This window comes from Acidovorax sp. GW835-FHT14B10 (assembly GCF_058793725.1).
This window is the reverse complement of sequence record NZ_JBXAGC010000012.1, coordinates 102703-122300: the sequence shown is the minus strand read 5'-3', so window position 1 is coordinate 122300 and position 19598 is coordinate 102703. Positions and strand designations below refer to the sequence as shown.

Annotated in this window: 17 protein-coding genes; 5 read left to right on the top strand and 12 right to left on the bottom strand. The window is 66.8% G+C overall.

What is annotated here, in order from left to right; genetic code table 11:
• Nucleotides 1-90 precede the first annotated feature (90 nt).
• The 7 genes from AC1Q5S_RS11400 to AC1Q5S_RS11370 all read right to left on the bottom strand — a co-directional run bounded on the left by AC1Q5S_RS11400 (nt 91) and on the right by AC1Q5S_RS11370 (nt 8166).
• The gene (locus tag AC1Q5S_RS11400; protein WP_492238905.1) at nt 91-1683 is read right to left on the bottom strand and encodes a glycerol-3-phosphate dehydrogenase/oxidase; all 1593 of its coding nucleotides are present in this window, start codon (nt 1681-1683) and stop codon (nt 91-93) included.
• Nucleotides 1684-1860: 177 nt separating this feature from the next.
• Nucleotides 1861-3594 carry an ABC transporter substrate-binding protein gene (locus AC1Q5S_RS11395; RefSeq protein WP_303835179.1) on the bottom strand — a complete coding sequence of 578 codons (1734 nt, stop codon included), beginning with the start codon at nt 3592-3594 and terminating at the stop codon, nt 1861-1863.
• A gap of 184 nt (nt 3595-3778) precedes the next feature.
• Nucleotides 3779-4087 (bottom strand): DUF2160 domain-containing protein, encoded by a 309-nt coding sequence (locus AC1Q5S_RS11390; protein ID WP_303835181.1) that lies wholly within the window; start codon nt 4085-4087, stop codon nt 3779-3781.
• 149 nt (nt 4088-4236) lie between these two features.
• Nucleotides 4237-5049, bottom strand: a complete 813-nt coding sequence (locus AC1Q5S_RS11385; protein WP_492238902.1) for a carbohydrate ABC transporter permease — start codon at nt 5047-5049, stop codon at nt 4237-4239.
• Nucleotides 5042-5938, bottom strand: a complete 897-nt coding sequence (locus AC1Q5S_RS11380) for a carbohydrate ABC transporter permease (protein ID WP_303835185.1) — start codon at nt 5936-5938, stop codon at nt 5042-5044. Before AC1Q5S_RS11380 ends, AC1Q5S_RS11385 begins: the two co-directional genes overlap by 8 nt.
• A 58-nt stretch (nt 5939-5996) precedes the next feature.
• On the bottom strand, nt 5997-7073 hold the full coding sequence (locus AC1Q5S_RS11375) for an ABC transporter ATP-binding protein (RefSeq protein WP_492238901.1): 1077 nt from the start codon (nt 7071-7073) through the stop codon (nt 5997-5999).
• Nucleotide 7074: 1 nt separating this feature from the next.
• Nucleotides 7075-8166, bottom strand: a complete 1092-nt coding sequence (locus AC1Q5S_RS11370) for an ABC transporter ATP-binding protein (RefSeq protein ID WP_492238899.1) — start codon at nt 8164-8166, stop codon at nt 7075-7077.
• 193 nt (nt 8167-8359) lie between these two features.
• Here AC1Q5S_RS11370 and AC1Q5S_RS11365 point away from each other — a divergent pair, with 193 nt between their 5' ends.
• The 3 genes from AC1Q5S_RS11365 (at nt 8360) to proC (ending at nt 11701) form a co-directional block, all read left to right on the top strand.
• Entirely contained in the window at nt 8360-9124 is a 765-nt protein-coding gene (locus AC1Q5S_RS11365; protein ID WP_303835190.1) for a DeoR/GlpR family DNA-binding transcription regulator, read from the top strand.
• A 159-nt stretch (nt 9125-9283) separates the two neighbouring features.
• Nucleotides 9284-10777 (top strand): glycerol kinase GlpK, encoded by a 1494-nt coding sequence (glpK, locus tag AC1Q5S_RS11360; protein ID WP_303835192.1) that lies wholly within the window; start codon nt 9284-9286, stop codon nt 10775-10777.
• Between the two features lie 69 nt (nt 10778-10846).
• Nucleotides 10847-11701 (top strand): pyrroline-5-carboxylate reductase, encoded by an 855-nt coding sequence (gene proC / locus AC1Q5S_RS11355; protein WP_303835194.1) that lies wholly within the window; start codon nt 10847-10849, stop codon nt 11699-11701.
• 61 nt (nt 11702-11762) lie between these two features.
• On the opposite strand, the gene ubiA is transcribed toward proC, so the two are convergent.
• From ubiA to recG, 5 genes are all read right to left on the bottom strand, one after another.
• Nucleotides 11763-12632, bottom strand: a complete 870-nt coding sequence (gene ubiA, locus AC1Q5S_RS11350; protein ID WP_303835196.1) for a 4-hydroxybenzoate octaprenyltransferase — start codon at nt 12630-12632, stop codon at nt 11763-11765.
• Nucleotides 12633-12740: 108 nt separating this feature from the next.
• Nucleotides 12741-14270 carry a CYTH and CHAD domain-containing protein gene (locus AC1Q5S_RS11345; protein WP_303835198.1) on the bottom strand — a complete coding sequence of 510 codons (1530 nt, stop codon included), beginning with the start codon at nt 14268-14270 and terminating at the stop codon, nt 12741-12743.
• Between the two features lie 96 nt (nt 14271-14366).
• Complete coding sequence (locus tag AC1Q5S_RS11340; protein ID WP_303835200.1) at nt 14367-14870, bottom strand: Dps family protein; 504 nt, start codon at nt 14868-14870, stop codon at nt 14367-14369.
• 143 nt (nt 14871-15013) lie between these two features.
• Nucleotides 15014-15979 carry a LysR substrate-binding domain-containing protein gene (locus AC1Q5S_RS11335; RefSeq protein WP_303835202.1) on the bottom strand — a complete coding sequence of 322 codons (966 nt, stop codon included), beginning with the start codon at nt 15977-15979 and terminating at the stop codon, nt 15014-15016.
• Nucleotides 15980-16020: 41 nt separating this feature from the next.
• Nucleotides 16021-18177, bottom strand: a complete 2157-nt coding sequence (gene recG, locus AC1Q5S_RS11330; RefSeq protein WP_422203079.1) for an ATP-dependent DNA helicase RecG — start codon at nt 18175-18177, stop codon at nt 16021-16023.
• A gap of 53 nt (nt 18178-18230) precedes the next feature.
• On the opposite strand from recG, the gene AC1Q5S_RS11325 reads away from it, so the two are divergent.
• Nucleotides 18231-18602: a DUF3391 domain-containing protein gene (locus tag AC1Q5S_RS11325; protein ID WP_492238896.1), complete on the top strand. Its 372-nt coding sequence runs from the start codon at nt 18231-18233 to the stop codon at nt 18600-18602.
• Between the two features lie 35 nt (nt 18603-18637).
• Complete coding sequence (locus AC1Q5S_RS11320; protein WP_303835206.1) at nt 18638-19576, top strand: 1-phosphofructokinase family hexose kinase; 939 nt, start codon at nt 18638-18640, stop codon at nt 19574-19576.
• The last annotated feature ends 22 nt before the right edge of the window (nt 19577-19598 follow it).

The following is a 19598-nucleotide window of genomic DNA, read 5'->3' as shown; positions in this document are numbered from 1 at the left end:
TTGCAGCACTTCCCGCTGGGCAGAAACTTCACGCTTTAAACGCGAAGCCCTCTATTATTGCAAAGGTCTTTTAAGAAGTCAAGCGTCGCATCACAAAGGAACGTGCAGATACTGGTGCGCCAGGACCAGGAAGGCCTCCAACTGCGGGTCCGTTCCCAGCTCTTCACGCAAGATGCCTGCGACCACGGGCGCCAGCCCCATGGCCTTGCGGGCGTCCAGGAACAGCAGGCGCGAGCGGCGGGCCAGCACATCTTCGACGGTGCAGGCGTATTCGTAGCGGGCGGCAAAGCGCACCATGGCCTCCGTCAGGCCGCCGCCCAGGTCGGTCTGTGCCCCCGGGATTTGCTGCACGGCAGCCGCTTCGCTGCCATAAGAGTGCAGTCCCTGGGCATCACTGATGCGGTGCTGCACAGGCTCTCGCGGCGCTCCCACCAGGAGCAGATCGTTGGTCACGCCCGCTGGTTTTTCAGGCAACTGGCCCATAGTGAAGCATTTTTGCAACACATCTTCGGCCATGGCGCGGTAGGTGGTCCATTTGCCACCGGTCACCGTGATCAGACCACTGCGGCTGGCCAGCACCGTGTGCTCCCGGCTGATTTTCTTGGTGTTGTCGCCATCGTCGTCCTGCGGCTTGACCAGCGGGCGCAGGCCCACCCAGATGCTGCGGATGTCCTCCACCCGGGGCGCGCGGGTCAGGTAGCGCGCAGATTCCTCCAAAATGAAACGGACCTCGTCCCGGAAGGGTTCGGGCTCGCGCACCACGTCCTGGCGCGGGCTGTCGGTGGTCCCCAGAATGAGTTTGCCCAGCCATGGCACGGCAAACAGCACGCGGCCATCGGCCGTCTTGGGCACCATCAGTGCGTGGTCGGAGGGCAGAAACTCGCGGTCCACCACGATGTGCACGCCCTGGCTGGGCGCCACCATGGGCTTGACGGGCCGCCCGATGGCCTCGCCATCCATCTGGCGCAGGGTGTCCACCCACACGCCCGTGGCATTGACGACCGAGCGGGCCCGCACGGTGAACTGCTGCCCGCTGCCGGCGTCTTCGCAGACAAAGCCGACCACTTTGCCGGCCTCGTGCACCAGCGACCGCGCCGGGCAGTAATTGACGACCAGGGCGCCCAGGCTGGCGGCGGTACGCGCCAGCGCCAGGGCCAGACGGGCGTCGTCAAATTGCCCGTCCCAGTATTTGACGCCACCCTTGAGGTGTTCGGTGCGGGCCGTCGGCAGGCACTGCAGGGTGCGTGCACGCCCCAGAAATTCGGTGGCGCCCAGTCCGGCCTTGCCTGCCAGCGCGTCATACACCATGAGCCCGATGCCATAGAAAGGCGTCTCCCAGAACCGGTACGACGGCATCACGAAAGGCAGGGGTTGGGCCAGATGGGGGGCGTTGTGCAACAGCGTGGTGCGCTCATGCAGCGCCTCGCGCACCAGCGCGATGTTGCCCTGCGCCAGGTAGCGGACACCGCCATGCACCAGCTTGGTGGCCCGGGAAGAGGTTCCCTTGGCGAAATCATGTGAATCCACCAGGACCACGCTGAAGCCGCGTGCCGCTGCGTCCAGCGCCACCCCCAGGCCCGTCGCCCCCCCGCCGATCACCGCGAGGTCATAGTGGTGCGGCTGGGCGAGACGGACCAGCAGATCGGCGCGCCGTGTGGGAAGGGGAGCGGTGGCAATGGTCATGGGGTGATTGTCCATGGGCGGAGTAAAAACCAAGGGTTTACCCTTATTCTCATGACAGGGCCGACCCTGCGGCTCCATGGGCACCAGCGGCGGGATGGCGCAAAACAGCAGCCAGAGACCTTGCGAGCCCTGACTGTCGATCCATGGTGGCTACTGAGCGACACCCGGATCTGCGGATCAGCGCGCCTTGCCGTCCTTCCAGGCTTGCAGCAGCTTGTCGTAGGCAATGGTTTCGCCCTTGGGCTTTTCATTGGCCAGCTTCTTCCAGGGTGCCTGCTTGTCGCTCAGCCACTTGTTGGGGTCGCCCTTCTTGTTGAGCTTGGGCGCGCAGTGGCTCATGCCGGCGCGCTCCAGGCGGGCCATGACCTGGTCCATCTCGTCGGCGAGCGTGTCCATCGCACCTTGCGGCGTTTTCTCGCCCGTGACGGCCTGGGCCACGTTCTTCCACCACAGCTGCGCCAGCTTGGGGTAGTCGGGCACGTTGGTGCCCGTGGGCGACCATGCCACGCGGGCGGGGCTGCGGTAGAACTCGACCAGGCCGCCCAGCTTGGGCGCAGCGTCGGTCATGGCCTTGGACTGGATGTCGCTCTCGCGGATCGGGGTCAGGCCCACCAGCGTCTTCTTGAGCGACGTGGTCTTGGCCGTCACGAACTGGGCATACAGCCAGGCAGCGGCGGTCTTGTTGGCGTCATGGCCCTTGAAGAACGACCACGAGCCCACGTCCTGGTAGCCGTTCTGCATGCCCTGCTTCCAGTAGGGGCCGTTCGGACCGGGGGCCATGCGCCACTTGGGCGTACCGTCGGCGTTCACCACCGGCAGGCCGGGTTTGACCATGTCGGCCGTGAAGGCGGTGTACCAGAAGATCTGCTGCGCGATCTGGCCCTGCGCGGGCACCGGGCCGGATTCGCCAAAGGTCATGCCGGTGGCCTCCTTGGGCGCGTACTTCTTCATCCAGTCCACATACTTGGTCAGCGCGTACACGGCGGCCGGTGAGTTGGTCGCGCCACCGCGCGCCACCGAGGCCCCCACCGGGGTGCACTTGTCGTCGGCCACGCGGATGCCCCACTCGTCGATGGGCAATCCGTTGGGCGCACCGATGTCGGCCGTGCCGGCCATGGACAGCCACGCATCGGTGAAGCGCCAGCCGAGCGACGGGTCCTTCTTGCCGTAGTCCATGTGGCCATAGATGGGCTTGCCGTCGATGTTCTTCACGTCGTTGGTGAAGAACTCGGCGATGTCCTCGTAAGCGCTCCAATTGAGCGGCACGCCCAGGTCATAGCCGTACTTGGCCTTGAACCTGTCCTTGAGGTCCTTGCGATCGAACAGGTCGGCGCGAAACCAGTACAGGTTGGCGAACTGCTGGTCGGGGAGCTGGTAGAGCTTGCCGTCGGGCGCGGTGGTGAACTTGGTGCCGATGAAATCCTTGATGTCCAGGCCCGGGTTGGTCCACGCCTTGCCATCGGCCGCCATGTAGTCGGTCAGGTTCATCATCTTGCCGTAGCGGTAGTGGGTACCGATCAGGTCCGAGTCCGAAATCCAGCCGTCATAGATCGACTTGCCCGACTGCATGGAAGTCTGCAGCTTCTCGACCACGTCGCCTTCCTGGATCAGGTCGTGCTTGACCTTGATGCCGGTGATTTCCTCGAAGGCCTTGGCCAGCGTCTTCGACTCGTATTCGTGTGTGGTGATGGTCTCGGAGACGACGGAGATCTCCTTGACGCCTTTGGCCTGCAGCTTCTTGGCCGCTTCGATGAACCACTTCATCTCGGTCATCTGCTGGTCTTTGCTGAGCGTGGAAGGCTGGAACTCACTGTCGATCCACTTCTTGGCCTCGGCCTCGCCGGCCCAGGCAGCTTGCCCCAACGCCAGGGCTGCGGCGGCGAAAGCGATCGCCTTGAACTGCATCTTCATTGCTGTCTCCTCGGATGGAACCCCCATGGTGGATGAACACCGGCCCCGGGGGAGATCGGGCCGGCGCTTTTCATGTCAAAAACAGTAGCTGCCAGCGCTTGATTGATAAGGTTTCTGGATAGTTTTCATATTGGAAACATTTATGGAAAATCGCCGCCAGCCATCCACTGGATACCTCCCACCCTCAACCCTTGCGCAGGATCAGCACCACAAGGGCCATCGACAGGACGAAGCTGATCCAGATCGAGGGGTCGTTCTCCATGCCCAGCCACTCGCCCAGCTTGCCGCTGATGCCGACAAAGATCAGGTTCACATAGGCTGCGGAGAGCAGCCCGATGAACAGGCGGTCGCCCCGCGTGGTTTCCAGCGGCAAAAAACCCTTGCGCATCACCGTGGGCGATTGGATCTCCCACACCGTCATGCCGATCAGCATCAGCACGATGCATATGAAGAACACCGCCACGGGCAGCGTCCAGGCCATCCACTCAAACATGGGTACCCCCCTGAGCGCCTGCGGCGCTTCCCCCCCGGGGGACGCAGCGGGTGGCCGGGCGAAGCCCGTTCCACCGCTGCCGCTGGCCCTGCAAGGCCTGCGCACTCTGCAGCGAATTGGTGTGGTTCATCGTTCTGCTCCCTCTCACGTCAGACGCGGCCCATCGCAAAGCCTTTTGCGATGTAGTGCCGCACAAACCAGATCACGATGGCGCCGGGCACGATGGTCAGCACGCCGGCCGCGGCCAGCGTCGCCCAGTCCATGCCCGAGGCGCTCACGGTGCGCGTCATGGTGGCCACGATGGGCTTGGCGTTCACGCTGGTCAGCGTGCGCGCCAGCAGCAGCTCCACCCAGCTGAACATGAAACAGAAGAACGCTGCCACCCCCACACCGGCCTTGATCAGCGGCAGGAAGATGGTCACGAAGAAGCGCGGAAAGCTGTAGCCGTCGATGTAGGCCGTCTCGTCGATCTCGCGCGGGATGCCGCTCATGAAGCCTTCCAGAATCCACACCGCCAGCGGCACGTTGAACAGCAGGTGGGCCAGCGCTACGGCAATGTGCGTGTCCATCAGGCCCACCGTGGTGTAGAGCTGGAAAAACGGCAGCAGGAAAACGGCCGGCGGCGTCATGCGGTTGGTCAGCAGCCAGAAGAACACATGCTTGTCGCCCAGAAACTGGTAGCGAGAAAACGCATACGCCGCTGGCAGCGCCACGGTGAGCGAGATCACCGTGTTGATCGCCACGTAGATCAGGCTGTTGATGTAGCCCGAGTACCAGCTCTCGTCCGTAAAGATGGTCTTGTAGTTGTCCCAGGTGAAATGCTGGGGAAAGAACGAGAACGTGGAGAGGATCTCCTCGTTCGTCTTGAAGCTCATGTTCACCATCCAGTAGATGGGCAAGACAGCGAAGACCAGATAGGCCACCAGAAACAGCGACCGCTTGTGAAAGCGTTTTTCATTCATGGCCGGCCCCTTCGTTGCTGGCGGTGCCCACGCGCTGCATCCAGTTGTAGAGGATGAAGCACAGCAGCAGGATGATGAAGAAATAGATCAGCGAGAACGCCGCCGCCGGCCCCAGGTCAAACTGACCCACCGCCTTGGTGGTGAGGTACTGGCTCAGGAACGTTGTGGCGTTGCCCGGTCCGCCGCCCGTCAGCACAAAGGGCTCGGTGTAGATCATGAAGCTGTCCATGAAGCGCAGCAGCACGGCAATCATCAGCACGCCGCGCATCTTGGGCAGCTGGATGTAGCGGAACACGGCGAACTTGCTGGCCCCGTCGATGCGTGCCGCCTGGTAGTAGGCGTCGGGAATGCTGCGCAGCCCGGCAAAGGCCAGCAGCGCCACCAGCGGTGTCCAGTGCCACACATCCATCAGCAGCACCGTGAGCCAGGCCTGCGTGGCGTTGCCGGTGTAGCTGTACTCGATGCCCGCCTCCTGCAGCATGCGGCCCATCAGGCCGATGTCGGCCCGGCCGTAGATCTGCCAGATGGTGCCCACCACGTTCCAGGGGATCAGCAGCGACAGGGCCACCACCACCAGCACGGCCGACGACTTCCAGCCCTGCGCGGGCATGGACAGCGCCAGCAGGATGCCCAGCGGAATCTCGACCGCCAGCACCGCCAGCGAGAAGGTGATCTGCCGCCACAGGGCTGAATGCAGCTCCTCGTCGCGCATCACGGCTGCAAACCACTCGGTGCCAACGAACACGCGGCGCTCCGGGCTGATGATGTCCTGCACCGAATAGTTCACCACCGTCATCAGCGGCAGGATGGCCGAGAAGGCCACGCACAAAATGACCGGCAGGATGAGGAACCAGGCCTTCTGGTTCACGGGTTTGGTGGTCGTGCTCATTGGAAACCTCCGTGCTTCGCACTGCGGCGCCGAGCGCCTTCGGGCGGCCGTGCGGCGCTCATGCCAGGAGCGCCTCGTTTTGATAGAAACAGGTGTGCTCGCCCAGCACCTGCAGCCAGACCGCGTCACCTGCAGACGGCAACCGCGCTTCAGGCGCAAAGCGCGCCTTGAGCGTGTGCTCGCCCACCTTGGCGGTGAGCATCAGGTAGGTGCCGATGTCCTGCACCTGCACCACCGTGCAGGGCAGCGCGCCGGCCTGCTGCGGCTGGGCGAGGGCGAGGTATTCGGGCCTGATGCCCACCTGCAGGGCACCATCGGGCAGCGTGCGGCCCACGGGGCTGGCCAGGCGGTTCCCGGCCACCAAGAGCGTCGCGCCATCGCTGTGTGCGGGCAAAAAATTCATGCCCGGAGAGCCGATGAAGTGGCCCACAAACATGTGCGCAGGCCGCTCGAACAGCGCATCGGCCGAGCCCACCTGCACCGCCTTGCCGCGCGTCATCACCACCACCTGCTCGGCAAAGGTCAGCGCCTCGACCTGGTCGTGCGTCACATAGATCAGCGTGAGCTTGAGTTCATGGTGGATCTGCTTGAGTTTGCGCCGCAGCTGCCACTTGAGGTGCGGGTCGATCACCGTGAGCGGCTCGTCGAACAGCACGGCCGCCACGTCCGAACGCACCAGACCGCGGCCCAGCGAGATCTTTTGCTTGGCATCGGCCGCCAGGCCCGCCGCGCGCTGGTTGAGCTGGCCGCTCATCTCCAGCATCTCGGCGATCACGCCCACGCGCTGCTGGATCTGCGCCTCGGGCACCTTGCGGTTGCGCAGCGGGAAGGCCAGGTTCTCGGCCACCGTCATGGTGTCGTAGATCACCGGGAACTGGAACACCTGGGCAATGTTGCGCTCCTGCGGGCTGGCGCGCGTCACGTCGCGGCCGTCGAACAGCACCTTGCCGTGGGATGGCACGAGCAGGCCCGACATGATGTTGAGCATGGTGGTCTTGCCGCAGCCCGACGGGCCGAGCAGCGCATAGGCGCCACCGTCCTCGAACTCCATCTTGAGCGGCAGCAGCGCGTAGTCGCCGTCCTGCTGCGGGTGGGGCTTGTACGAATGCGCCAGGTCCAGACTGATGCGGGCCATCTCAGCGCCCTCCTTGTGCGGTAACGGGGCGCACGGGCGCCCACGCCAGCCGGCCGTCAGCACCAAACACGTAGGCCTGGGCCGGGTCCAGGTGCAACGTGATGGGCGCGCCCAGTTCAAAGTAATGCACGCCGGTGAGTTGCGCCACCAGGTCGCCCCAGGGCGTGGTCGCGTGCACAAAGGTGTCGGAGCCCGAAATCTCGGCCAACTCCACCACGCCGCCCACGCTGATGTCGCCCGGGCGCGCCTGCACGCGCAGCGCACTGGCGCGCACGCCCACCGTGAGACCGGCCGCCGTGGCCACCCCTTGCGGCAGCGCCACGGCCAGCTCCACCCCGCCCTCCAGGCGCACTCCGCGCGCGGCCGCCGATGCGGCGATGAGGTTCATGGGCGGGTCGCTGAAGGCGCGCGCCACACGCAGCGAATTGGGGGCATGGAACACCTCGGCCGTGGGGCCGTACTGCAGCAACTGACCTTCGTCGAGCACAGCGGTGTAGCCCCCCAGCAGCAGGGCCTCGCCCGGCTCGGTGGTGGCATAGACCACGGTGGACTGGCCGGCGGCAAACAGCGCGGTCAGCTCCTCGCGCAGCTCTTCGCGCAGCTTGTAGTCCAGGTTCACCAGGGGTTCGTCCAGCAGCATCAGCGGCGCGCCCTTGGCCAAGGCGCGGGCCAGTGCCACACGCTGCTGCTGCCCGCCCGACAGCTCGGCCGGGTAGCGGTCCAGGAACATGTCGATGTGCAGGCGGCTGGCGATTTCGCGCACCCGGGCATCGATGTGCTTCTCGCCGCGCAGCTTCAGGGGCGACGCAATATTGGCCGCCACCGTCATCGAGGGGTAGTTGATGAACTGCTGGTACACCATGGCCACGTTGCGCTCGCGCACGGGCATGCCGGTCACGTTCACACCATCCACTTGGACGGTGCCCGAGGTGGGCCTGTCCAGTCCGGCCATGATGCGCATCAGGCTGGTCTTGCCCGCCTGCGTGGCCCCCAGCAGCACCGTGACGGCGCCGCTCTGGAGCGCCAGGCCCATGCCATGCAGCCAGGTCTGCGCCCCCACCTTCTTGCTGATGCTGTCCAATGCCAGCTGCATCACGCAACCTTTCTTTGTCGCCCGAAGGCCTGGTGAATGGGGCGCTGCTGCCCCATCAGACGCAGCAGACCCTATCGTTTTCGATTGCGTTCATTTTTGTTCTTTTCTGATCGTATTGAATCAAGGTTTACCCTCAACAGGTTCCTTTTTGTTCGATTTAAAGTATCTCCACCCCCTTAGCCGATTGATTCGCGTGAATACGAACCCCCGACAACTGCTGCTTCTCGAAGAAGTCCGCGCGCGCAAGTCCGCCACGGTGGAACAACTGGCCGACACCCTGGGCGTGACCCTGCAGACGGTGCGCCGCGACGTGCAGCGCCTGGCCGAGTCGGGCCTGCTGACGCGTTTTCATGGCGGTGTGCGCGTGCCCAGCTCCACCGTGGAGAACCTGGCCCACACCCAGCGCGAAACGCTGCACGCCGAAGGCAAGGCACGCATCGCGCGCGCCGTGGCCAACCAGGTGCCCAACGACTGTTCGCTGATCCTGAACATCGGCACCACCACCGAGGCCATCGCCAAGGCCCTGCTGCACCACCGGGGCCTGCGCGTGATCACCAACAACCTCAACGTGGCCGCCATCCTGAGCGGCAACCCCGAGTGCGAGGTGATCGTGGCCGGTGGCGTGGTGCGTGCCCGCGACCGCGGCATCGTGGGCGAAGCCGCTGTGGACTTCATCCGCCAGTTCAAGGTGGACATCGCGCTCATCGGCATCTCGGGCATCGAACCCGATGGCTCGCTGCGCGATTTCGACTACCGCGAGGTGAAGGTGGCGCAGACCATCATCGAACACGCGCGCGAGGTCTGGCTGGCGGCCGACCACAGCAAGTTCAACCGCCCGGCCATGGTGCAACTGGCCACGCTGGCGCAGATCGACCGCCTGTTCACCGACGCGCCGCCGCCCGAGCCCTTCCCCGCCCTGCTCCAGGACGCGGAGGTGATCTGCACCGTGGCAGAGTGAATAAAGCCCTCCCTGAGTCGCCTGCGGCGCCTTCCCCCGGTGGGGGACGACGCCCTCGCTGCGGGGCGGTCCTTGCCCGGCGTCCGAGGGCCTGGGCCACGCGCGAATCGACCGCCGCAGACACTCCATGGATTCACGAATTTCGGAGACCCCGTCACCATGACCTACCTGCTCGCACTCGACCAAGGCACCTCCAGCTCCCGCAGCATCGTTTTTGACGAAGGCGGCCAGATCGTGGCGCAGGCCCAGCTGGAGCTGCCGCAGATCTACCCCCAGCCCGGCTGGGTGGAGCATGACCCGCTGGAGATCTGGCGCACCCAGCTGGCCACGGCCCGCGAGGCGCTGGCCAAGGCCGGCATTGCGGCGAGCGCCGTGCGCGCAGCAGGCATCACCAACCAGCGCGAAACCACCGTGCTGTGGAACCGCAAAACCGGCCAACCCGTGCACCACGCCATCGTCTGGCAGGACCGGCGCGCCGAACCCGCCTGCGCCCAGCTGCGAAGCGAAGGCCATGCCGCCACCATCCAGGCCAAGACGGGCCTGCTGGTGGATGCCTACTTCTCCGGCACCAAGCTGCAATGGATGCTGGACCATGTGCCCGGCGCCCGCGACGCGGCCGAGCGCGGCGAGCTGGCCTTTGGCACGGTGGACAGCTGGCTGATGTGGCAGCTCACCCACGGCAAAGCCCATGTGACGGACGTGAGCAACGCCGCGCGCACCATGCTGTTCAATGTGCACACCAACCAGTGGGACGACGAGTTGCTGGCGCTGCTGCGCATTCCCAAGGCGCTGATGCCCGAAGTGCTGCCATCGAGCGCCCACTTTGGCGACATCGCGGCCGACCTGCTGGGCCACGGTATCCGCATCGGCGGCGTGGCGGGCGACCAGCAGAGTGCGCTGTTCGGTCAGGCCTGCTTCACGGCGGGCATGGCCAAGAACACCTATGGCACAGGCTGCTTCATGCTGATGCACACCGGCGGCAAGTTCCAGACCTCGCAGAACGGGCTGCTCACCACCAGCGCCGCGCAGGCCACGGCACAGCCGGAGTTCGCCATGGAAGGCAGCGTGTTCGTGGGCGGCGCCGTGGTGCAGTGGCTGCGCGACGGCCTGCGCGCTATCTCCACCAGCAGCGAGGTCGAGTCGCTGGCGCAAAGCGTGCCCGACTCGGGCGGCGTGATGATGGTGCCGGCCTTCACCGGCCTGGGCGCACCCTACTGGAAACCCGACGCGCGCGGCACCATCACGGGCCTCACGCGTGGCAGCACACTGGGCCACATCGCGCGCGCGGCCCTGGAGAGCATTGCCTACCAGAGCGCCGCCCTGCTGCTGGCCATGGGCCGCGATGCCGTGGCCGCCGGCGGCGCGCCGGTGAGCGAGCTGCGCGTGGACGGCGGCGCCTGCATCAACGACCTGCTGATGCAATTCCAGGCCGATCTGCTGGGCATACCGGTGGTGCGCCCGGCCGTCATCGAGACCACGGCCCTGGGCGCAGCCTACCTGGCAGGGCTGTCGAGCGGCGTGTATGGCAGCACCGATGAACTCTCGCAGCTGTGGCGCGTCGACCGGCGTTTTGTGCCGACACTGCCTCCCGGCCGCGCCCAGGAGCTGATGGCACGCTGGGAACACGCGGTGCGCCAGACCACGCTGGACTGACGGCGCTGGCCCGGGCACGGGCCGCAGCGCGCTACCATCGCAACCCCGACCGCTGAACCGCCCCACACCATGAGCCAGACCGCCTCCACCGCCCCCCGGAATGCCCCCGCCACCCTTCCCGTGATCGCCTTCATCGGTGGCGGCAACATGGCCAGCGCCATCATTGGCGGGCTGATCCACCAGGGCCACCCGGCCAGCCAGATCGAGGTGGTCGAACCCTGGGCCGAGGCCCGCGAGGCCTTGCGCAAAAACTACGGGATGGAAGCCCAGGCGGAAGCAGGCCCCGCACTGCAGCGCGCCCGTATCGTGGTCTGGGCCGTCAAGCCCCAGACCTTCAAGGACGCGGCAGCGCAGGCCAAGGCCCACACCCAGGAGGCCCTGCACCTGAGCGTGGCCGCCGGCATCCGTTCGGACAGCATCGCCCAGTGGCTGGACAGCGAACGCATCGTGCGCACCATGCCCAACACGCCGGCCCTGGTGGGCAAGGGCATGAGCGCGCTGTTTGCCCGCCCCGCCGTGAGCGAGCAAGAGCGCCAGAGCATCGAGGCCATCATGGCCACGACAGGCGATTTTTTATGGGTGGAGAACGAGCAGCAACTGGACGCCGTGACGGCGCTGTCGGGCTCGGGCCCCGCCTATGTTTTCTATTTCCTGGAAGCCATGGCCCGCGCCGGCACCGACATGGGCCTTTCTGCGGTCCAAGCCCACCAGCTGGCGGTGGGCACGTTTGTGGGCGCCTCGGAGCTGGCCCGCCGCTCCGATGAAACGCCGGCCGTGCTGCGCCAGCGCGTCACCTCCAAGGGCGGCACCACCTATGCGGCCCTGCAGTCGATGGAACACGATGCGGTGGCCGAGAAGTTTGTGCAGGCCATGCAGGCCGCCTGTCAGCGCGCGCACGAGCTGGGCGACGAGTTCGGAAAATAATGCCAGAACAGCCTGCAGCACCTGACATACAAGCGCGCAAAGCTATACATCCAATAGCAAATCAACGCAGCAGGTAGCTGCCGGCAATGCCGGCAAACAGCGTGAACCCCACCCAGTGGTTCAGGCGAAACGCCCGAAAGCACCCCTCGCGCGTGCGCGTGCGGATCAGCCACCAGTGCCATGCCACCTGGGCCAGCGCCGCTGCAATTGCTACATCGTAAATAGCACCTAGCGCGAGCGGTGCCAACGCTACCAGCCAAAAACCCAGGAACAACAGGTAGAACAGCACAATGGCGGCCACGTCGAAGCGCCCCAGCGTGATGGCCGAGGTCTTCATGCCGATCTTCAGGTCGTCATCGCGGTCCACCATGGCGTATTCGGTGTCGTAGGCCAGCACCCAGAACAGGTTGCCCAGCCACAGCAGCCACGCCATGGCCGGCACCTCGCCCTGCACGGCGGCGAACGCGATCACGATGCCGAAGTTGAAGGCAATGCCCAGCACCGCCTGCGGCATGGCAAAAAAACGCTTGGTGAACGGGTAGAGAACGGTCACCAGGAGCGCCGGCACCGACCAGGCCACCGCCACCCGGTTGGTGGTCAGAACCAGCGCGAGCGACACGAGCGACAGCACCGCGCCCACGGCCAGGGCCTCCCTGACCGATACCTGCCCGGAAGTGATGGGCCGCTGCGCCGTGCGCTTGACGTGGCGGTCAAAGTCGCGGTCGGCCACGTCGTTGATGCAGCAGCCGGCGCTGCGCATGAGCACGGTGCCCAGCACGAACACCGCCAGCAGATGCCAGCCCGGAAAACCGCCCGCCGCCACCCACAGGGCGCTGAGCGTGGGCCACACCAGCACCAGCCAGCCGGCCGGCCGGTCCCAGCGGATCAGGTCAAGGTACAGGGAGAAACGGCTGCGCGGGGAGGGGGTCATGCGGAAAAAAACCAAAAACGGACAAAACCGGACGAGAGAAGGTGGCAGCAGGAAAGCGGCGCAAAGTGCCACCCGCACGAAAAAGCGGGCTACCGGGGAAAAAGCGCTTTATACGCCACCCGGCACCGGCGGGGCCGATGGCGCGCCCGCCTGGCCGGCCGCATAGCCGCGCAAAAACTCCACGATGCCCCGATCCACCGCCAGGCGCTGGGCCAGCAGCCCGGCCTGCAGCACATCGCGCGATGCGCCGATGCCGGCCTGCACCTGGCGGGCCTGCTGCAGCCAGCGCTGGGCGCGGGCCGGCAGGAGCGGGCGCAAAGCATCGATGTTGTAGCGCAGGCGCTTGGCCAGAATGCGCGCGCGGTGCTGGCTTTCGGCGTGGGTGCTGTCGCGCAGCGCCTTCTTCCATTGCGCATGCAGCCGCACCATGCGCTGGCGCACCCAATGGCGCACGGCCTTGCCCGAGATGTCCTGCGCCCCCCAGGCCGCGGGCTGCGCAAGCTCGTCCAGCCACAGGGTGATGGCCAACAAGGCCGCGCCCACCGTGGGCTCCTGCAGAGCCCGGCGCACCGTCTGGCGCTGCAGCAGCGCGGCCTGTGCAAACGTCTGCTTCATGGCCTGCCAGCGCGGGGCCCGCGCTGCGGCATCGGCCACGAAGACGCCTTGCAGCGCAGGCAGGGTCTGCGTGCAGGCCACGTCAAGGTCGCGCAACTCGCCCAGCAATACCAGCAGGGGCTGCAGCCCCTGCCGCGAGGACTGCGCCTGCACCGGCAAGACAGTCCTGAACAGGCGCAAGGCACTGCGAAAGCGCCGCCAGCCCACCCGGGCCTGGTGCACCAGCTCCGGGGCATCGCACTGGCCCAGGGCATACAGGTTGGCGGTGAACTGGGCAAACATCTCGCCCAGCACCGGCTGCACCACGCCGCGCAGCGAGACCTCTCGGCCCAGCAACAGCGGGCGGGCACTCCGCGGGGTGTGGAGCGTGCCCTCGCGCAGCGCATGGCCGCGCTGCGCCTTGCTCGCGGCCAGCGGCAGCACGGCGATGTGCTGCGCGATCTGCCGCGCCAGATCGAACAGCGCGGCGGGTGCACCGGCCAACAGTTCCAGCTCCAGCTCGCAGATCGGCGCGCTGCGCTGTCCACTGGTAATCTGCCCGATGTCCAGCGCCACCTCGATGGCACTGCCATCGCGCCGGCGCACCGTCCAGGCGGTGCGCTCGAAGGTCGTGCCAAAGCAAGGCTGCAGTGCGGCGAACATGGCGCCATCGGGGTCCAACTTTTGCCAGGGCGGCACGGCCTGCAAGGCGGTCTGCACCAGCGCGGGCCCGGGCACCGGCACCTCCCACTCGCCACGCAGGCTCAGTGCCAGATCGCCGCCGTCACTGGTCTTGAAGGTCTGCAGCCATTGCGGCGCATCGCCCTCGCCCACACGCCGCAGGCGCAGGGCCATGCGCTGGGCGCGCAGGTCCTGCCCGGGAGTGTCGTAGTAGATGTTGTCCACCCGCTTGTGCACGGGCTTGCACCGCGCCAGGGCCGGCAGGCGCGCCAGCTGCCGGGCCAGGCCCGCGGAGTTGGCGGTGGGCAAGGCCAGCTTGATTTCCAGTTCGGCACCCGGGCCGGGGTAGCTGGTAGATGGCATGGTGTTCGTCTCTCCAGGTCAGGGCGCCACGGGGCAAGCCCGCTGCCAAAAACCAGCCCCGGCAGCAGACCCGCCCCGTGATGGAGCGAGGGGGCTTCAGTCTTCCAGCAAGGAGCGCAGCATCCAGGCCGTCTGTTCGTGGATGGTCAGGCGCTGGGTCAGCAGATCGGCCGTAGGCTCGTCGCTGGCCTTGTCGGCCAGGGGGAACAGGCTGCGGGCGGTGCGGGCCACGGCTTCGTGGCCTTCGACCAGGATGCGGATCATCTCGGTGGCCTTGGGGGGCTCGGCCGGTGCGTCCGGCAGGCTGGTGAGCTGGCCGAACTGGGCATAGGAGCCCGGCGCGAAGTGGCCCAGCGAGCGGATGCGCTCGGCCACGGGGTCCACGGCATTCCACAGTTCGGTGTACTGCGCCATGAACATGGTGTGCAGCGTGTTGAACATGGGGCCCGTCACGTTCCAGTGGAAGTTGTGGGTCGTGAGGTACAGCGTGTAGGTATCGGCCAGCAGGCGCGACAGGCCCTGGGCAATGGCTGCGCGGTCTTTCTCGCTGATGCCGATGTTGATGCGGGGTGCGGCGGTTTTGCTGGAAGCTTTGGCCATGTCATTTCTCCTGGAATGGTCGGGTGGAACAACGGCTGCGGGCGCCAGAAAGGGCGTGCAGCGCACTCATCCACTGTAGCGCAGGAAATTGCGGCACTACCTCCATTCCCCCCCCCCAAAAAAAAAGGCGCGGTGGAATCCGGTCAGGACAGCCGCGTGACGCCCGGCAGTTCGCAGGCATAGATGGCGTTGCGCAGCGCGGCGATGGCTTCGTAGCGCGTGAAGCTGCGGCGCCAGGCCAGCACCACGCGGCGCATGGGCGGCGGGCCGCCGTCTTCCTCGCGGATGGGCAGGTAGCGGATGTAGCTCTCGTCGTTCTTGCGGCGGCGCGACACGGTCAGCAGCGCATCGCGCGGCACCGACAGGCGGGGCACCAGGGTCACGCCCATGCCGGCGGCCACCATGTGCTTGATGGTCTCCAGCGACGAGCCTTCGAACGACTTGCGGATGCCCTCGGCATTGCTGGAAAAGCGCGCGAATTCGGGGCAGACCTCCAGCACATGGTCGCGAAAGCAGTGGCCCGCGCCCAGCAGCAGCATGGTCTCGCTCTTGAGCTCGGCGGCGGAGACGGATTTTTGCGCTGCCAGCGGGTGCGTGCTGGGCACGGCCGCCATGAAGGGCTCGTCATACAGCGGCGCCATGGCCAGGCCGGTGTCCGGAAACGGTTCGGCCAGGATGGCGCAGTCGATCTCGCCGGTGCGCAGCATCTCCAGCAGCTTGACCGTGAAATTCTCCTGCAGCATCAGCGGCATCTGCGGGGTGCGCTGGATCGATTGGCGCACCAGATCGGGCAGCAGGTAGGGGCCAATGGTGTAGATCACCCCCAGCGTGAGCGGCCCCGACAGCGGGTCCTTGCCGCGCTTGGCGATCTCCTTGATGGCCGCCGCCTGCTCCAGCACGCTCTGCGCCTGGCGCACGATGTCCTCGCCCAGCGGCGTCACCGTCACCTCGCCGGCGCTGCGCTCGAAGAGCTTCACGTCCAGCTCTTCTTCGAGCTTCTTGATGGCCACCGACAGCGTGGGCTGCGAGACATAGCAGGCATCGGCGGCATGGCCGAAGTGCTTCTCGCGCGCCACGGCGACGATGTACTTGAGTTCGGTGAGGGTCATGGTGTGTTCCTGCGAGCCACGTCAGTGTTGATCGCAGCGTCTCATGCTTTGAGGTAATCGGATTTTCCACCCAACCAGCGCGCCACGTGTTTGGCGGCCAGTGCGGGGTGGCGGTCCAGCATCTGCGGCGCCAGCTCACGCGCCCATTCGAGCAGGTGCGTGTCGGTGGCCAGGTCGGCAAAACGCAGCAGCGCGTCGCCCGACTGGCGCGCGCCCAGGAACTCGCCGGGGCCGCGTATCTCCAGGTCGCGCCGGGCGATCTCGAAGCCGTCGTTGGTCTCGGCCATGGCCTTGAGGCGCTCCTTGGCGGTTTCGCCCACGCGGCCGCTGTCGTTGGTGGCGTACAGCAGCACGCAGGCCGATGCCGCCGCGCCCCGCCCCACCCGGCCGCGTAGCTGGTGCAGCTGCGAGAGGCCAAAACGCTCGGCATGCTCGATGACCATCAGCGAGGCATTGGGTACGTCCACGCCCACCTCGATCACCGTGGTGCTGACCAGCACGCCCATCTGGCCACTGGTGAAAAGCTGCATCACGGCTTTCTTTTCGGCCGTGGGCATGCGCGAATGCAGCAGGCCCACCATGCAGCCCGGCAAGGCTTCGCTCAAATCAGCATGGGTGGCCGTGGCGTTGGAAAGGTCCAGCGCCTCGCTCTCTTCGATCAGCGGACACACCCAGTACACCTGCCGTCCGGCGGCCACCTGCGTGCCGATGCGGGCTATGACCTCTTCCTTGCGGCTGTCGGCAATGAGCTTGGTGACGATGGGCGTGCGGCCCGGGGGCAGCTCGTCGATGACCGACACATCGAGGTCGGCGTAATAGCTCATGGCCAGGGTGCGCGGGATGGGCGTGGCGCTCATCATCAGCATGTGCGGCTCCATGCCGTGTGCAGCGAGTTTCTGCCGCAAGGCCAACCGCTGCGCCACGCCAAAGCGGTGCTGCTCGTCGATGATGGCCAGCGCCAGGTTCTTGAACTGCACCTGCTCCTGGATCACGGCATGCGTGCCCACCACCAGCGCAGCCTCGCCGCTGGCCACCAGCGCCAGCATGGCGCTGCGGTCCTTCTTCTTTTGCCCGCCCACCAGCCAGGCCACCTTGCGGCCGCGCGCGGCCAGCAGAGGTTCGAGCCAGCCGATCATCTTGGCGAAATGCTGCTCGGCCAGGATTTCGGTGGGCGCCATCAGCGCGCACTGCCAGTCCGCGTCCATGGCCAGGCAGGCGGCCAGGGCCGAGACCACGGTTTTGCCCGAGCCCACATCGCCCTGCAGCAGGCGGTGCATGGGCACGGGGTGGGCCAGGTCGGCCGCGATTTCTTCGCCCACGTGGCGCTGGGCGGCCGTCAGGTCGAACGGCAGAACGGCCAAAAGCTGCTCGTGCAGCGGCAAGGCACCATCGGCGGCGTGCCGGGACCGCAGCACGGGTGCCCGCAGCCGGTCGCGTTCGCGCCGCGACTGCTGTTGCGACAGCTGCTGGGCCAGCAACTCCTCGGCCTTCAGGCGTTGCCAGGCGGGATGGCTGTGGTCTTCGAGCGTGGACAGCGCCACATCGGGCGTGGGGTGGTGCAAAAAAGTGAGCGCCTCACGCAAGCTGAAACTGCGCCGCAGGCCATTGGAACCATCCATCCGGGCCAGCGGAGGCTCGGTGCCGGGCGGCAGGGTGTCCGACAGGTCCACCCGCGCCAGCGCCCCCACCACGGCGCGGCGCAGGTAGGGCTGGGGCAGCCCGGCGGTGGTGGGATAGACCGGCGTGAGCGCGGCGGGCAGCTCGCCGCCCGCCAGCCGGAACGCCGGGTGCAGCATCTGCCGACCCCAGAAACCGCCCTTGACCTCGCCCCGGATGCGCAGGCGCGCACCCACGGCCAGCGTCTTCTGGTGCGAGGGGTAAAAGCTGAAGAACGTCAGATCGCAGGTACCCGTGCCGTCATCCACCTGCACCTTGAGCATGCGGCGCGGGCGCAGCTGCACCTCGCTGGCCGTCACCGTGGCCTCGATCTGCACGGTCTGCCCGTCGCGTGCGTTGGCCAGCGGGGTGATGCGGGTCTCGTCCTCGTAGCGCAGCGGCAGGTGCAGGGCCAGGTCGATGTCGCGGCGCAGCCCCAGCTTTTGCAGGGCCTTGTGTGCCACCGACACCCCGCTCTTGGCGGCCACCGGGGAGGCAGCCCGTGCGGTGGCGGGGGGAACGACTTTGGAAGCGGTGGGCATGGGGGAACAATGGGAGGGGGCGCGCAGGCAAAAGACAGACCAAAAAGGCTACCATGACTGCCTTTGCTCGCAAATTGTTACGGCGAACTGTCGAGTCCGGCGTTTCCGCCATGCTTCAGCGCATTCACATCCAACCTCTCACCCTGGGCATGTACCGGCGCGAATTCTGCGGCCCATGGATGGAGCATTCCCTCTGGCACGCCAGATGCCTGCTCCAGGAGCCCAAGGATCTGGCCCGCATCCCGGCCACCTCCCTCCGCGAGTGCGGGATTGACACCAGCAAGGGAGGTGGACGTGGCACCGGGCACCACCGCGGTATCGCGCGAGGAGGCTGGCGTACAGACCGAGACCGATTTCAGCCACCTGCGGGTGGCGCCATCAGCGTGATGGACCTGCGGTCGGGACGGACCGAACAGGTCTGGTAGTTTCGCCCCACCACCATTGCCAACCCCATCTGCCCGTGCCTGCCCTCATCACCCTTACCCTCAACCCCGCCCTCGACCTGGCCACCACCACCGACCGCGTGGCCCCCACGCACAAGCTGCGCTGCAGTCCGGCGCAACGCTTTGCAGGCGGCGGCGGCATCAACGTGGCGCGGGTGCTGCACCGGCTGGGCGCCGACGTGCAGGCCTGGGCACTGGCGGGCGGCGCTGCCGGTACGCAGATGCGCCAGTTGCTGGCCGAAGAAGGCGTTGCCACCGCCATCCAGCCGATTGCCGGCGACACACGCGAGAATTTCTCGGTGGTAGAGACCAGCACCGGCCAGGAATTTCGCTTCGTGCTGCCCGGCCCCACCCTGCAAGCCGCCGAATGGCAGGCCTGCCTGGATGCCCTGGCAGCACCCACCAACGCACCGCGCTGGCTGATTGCCAGCGGCAGCCTGCCACCCGGCGTACCACCTGATTTTTACGCCCGGCTCGCGCCCCTTGCCCGTGCACGCGGCACGCGCCTGGTGGTGGACAGTTCCGGCCTGCCGCTGGCAGCGGCGCTGCAAGCCGGCGTGGCGCTGGTCAAGCCCAGCCTGCGCGAACTGCGCGAGGTGCTGCAGCAGCCCCTGGCCAGCGCCACCGACTGGTGCGCGGCCGCGCAGGCGCTGGTACACGCAGGCCAGGCAGAGATCGTGGCACTGTCCGTCGGCGAACAAGGCGCCGTGCTGGCCACGCGTGAAGGTGTCTGGCAGGCCCCTGCCCTCGACGTGCCCGCAGCCACCGGAACCACAGGCGCAGGCGACTGCTTTCTGGCCGCGCTGGTCTGGGCGCTGGACCGGGGCGATGCGCCCGCCGAAGCCCTGCGCTGGGGCGTGGCCGCGGGCGCTGCCGCCCTGCTGGCCCCCGGCACCGCCCTGGCCCAGGCCGCCGATGTGCACCGGCTGCAACCCCTGGTCAGCGTGCAGGCATGAAGAGGCTGCGCTCCTGGAAAAG

Bases quoted from the DNA above. Each gene is read 5' to 3' on its own strand.
- AC1Q5S_RS11390 (WP_303835181.1), bottom strand. From the start codon at position 4,087: ATGTTTGAGTGGATGGCCTGGACGCTGCCCGTGGCGGTGTTCTTCATA.
- AC1Q5S_RS11345 (WP_303835198.1), bottom strand. From the start codon at position 14,270: ATGCCATCTACCAGCTACCCCGGCCCGGGTGCCGAACTGGAAATCAAG.
- AC1Q5S_RS11395 (WP_303835179.1), bottom strand. From the start codon at position 3,594: ATGAAGATGCAGTTCAAGGCGATCGCTTTCGCCGCCGCAGCCCTGGCG.
- AC1Q5S_RS11335 (WP_303835202.1), bottom strand. From the start codon at position 15,979: ATGACCCTCACCGAACTCAAGTACATCGTCGCCGTGGCGCGCGAGAAG.
- AC1Q5S_RS11325 (WP_492238896.1), top strand. From the start codon at position 18,231: ATGACTGCCTTTGCTCGCAAATTGTTACGGCGAACTGTCGAGTCCGGC.
- AC1Q5S_RS11340 (WP_303835200.1), bottom strand. From the start codon at position 14,870: ATGGCCAAAGCTTCCAGCAAAACCGCCGCACCCCGCATCAACATCGGC.
- AC1Q5S_RS11375 (WP_492238901.1), bottom strand. From the start codon at position 7,073: ATGGCCCGCATCAGTCTGGACCTGGCGCATTCGTACAAGCCCCACCCG.
- glpK (WP_303835192.1), top strand. From the start codon at position 9,284: ATGACCTACCTGCTCGCACTCGACCAAGGCACCTCCAGCTCCCGCAGC.
- ubiA (WP_303835196.1), bottom strand. From the start codon at position 12,632: ATGACCCCCTCCCCGCGCAGCCGTTTCTCCCTGTACCTTGACCTGATC.
- AC1Q5S_RS11400 (WP_492238905.1), bottom strand. From the start codon at position 1,683: ATGACCATTGCCACCGCTCCCCTTCCCACACGGCGCGCCGATCTGCTG.
- AC1Q5S_RS11380 (WP_303835185.1), bottom strand. From the start codon at position 5,938: ATGAGCACGACCACCAAACCCGTGAACCAGAAGGCCTGGTTCCTCATC.
- AC1Q5S_RS11370 (WP_492238899.1), bottom strand. From the start codon at position 8,166: ATGCAGCTGGCATTGGACAGCATCAGCAAGAAGGTGGGGGCGCAGACC.
- recG (WP_422203079.1), bottom strand. From the start codon at position 18,177: ATGCCCACCGCTTCCAAAGTCGTTCCCCCCGCCACCGCACGGGCTGCC.
- proC (WP_303835194.1), top strand. From the start codon at position 10,847: ATGAGCCAGACCGCCTCCACCGCCCCCCGGAATGCCCCCGCCACCCTT.
- AC1Q5S_RS11385 (WP_492238902.1), bottom strand. From the start codon at position 5,049: ATGAATGAAAAACGCTTTCACAAGCGGTCGCTGTTTCTGGTGGCCTAT.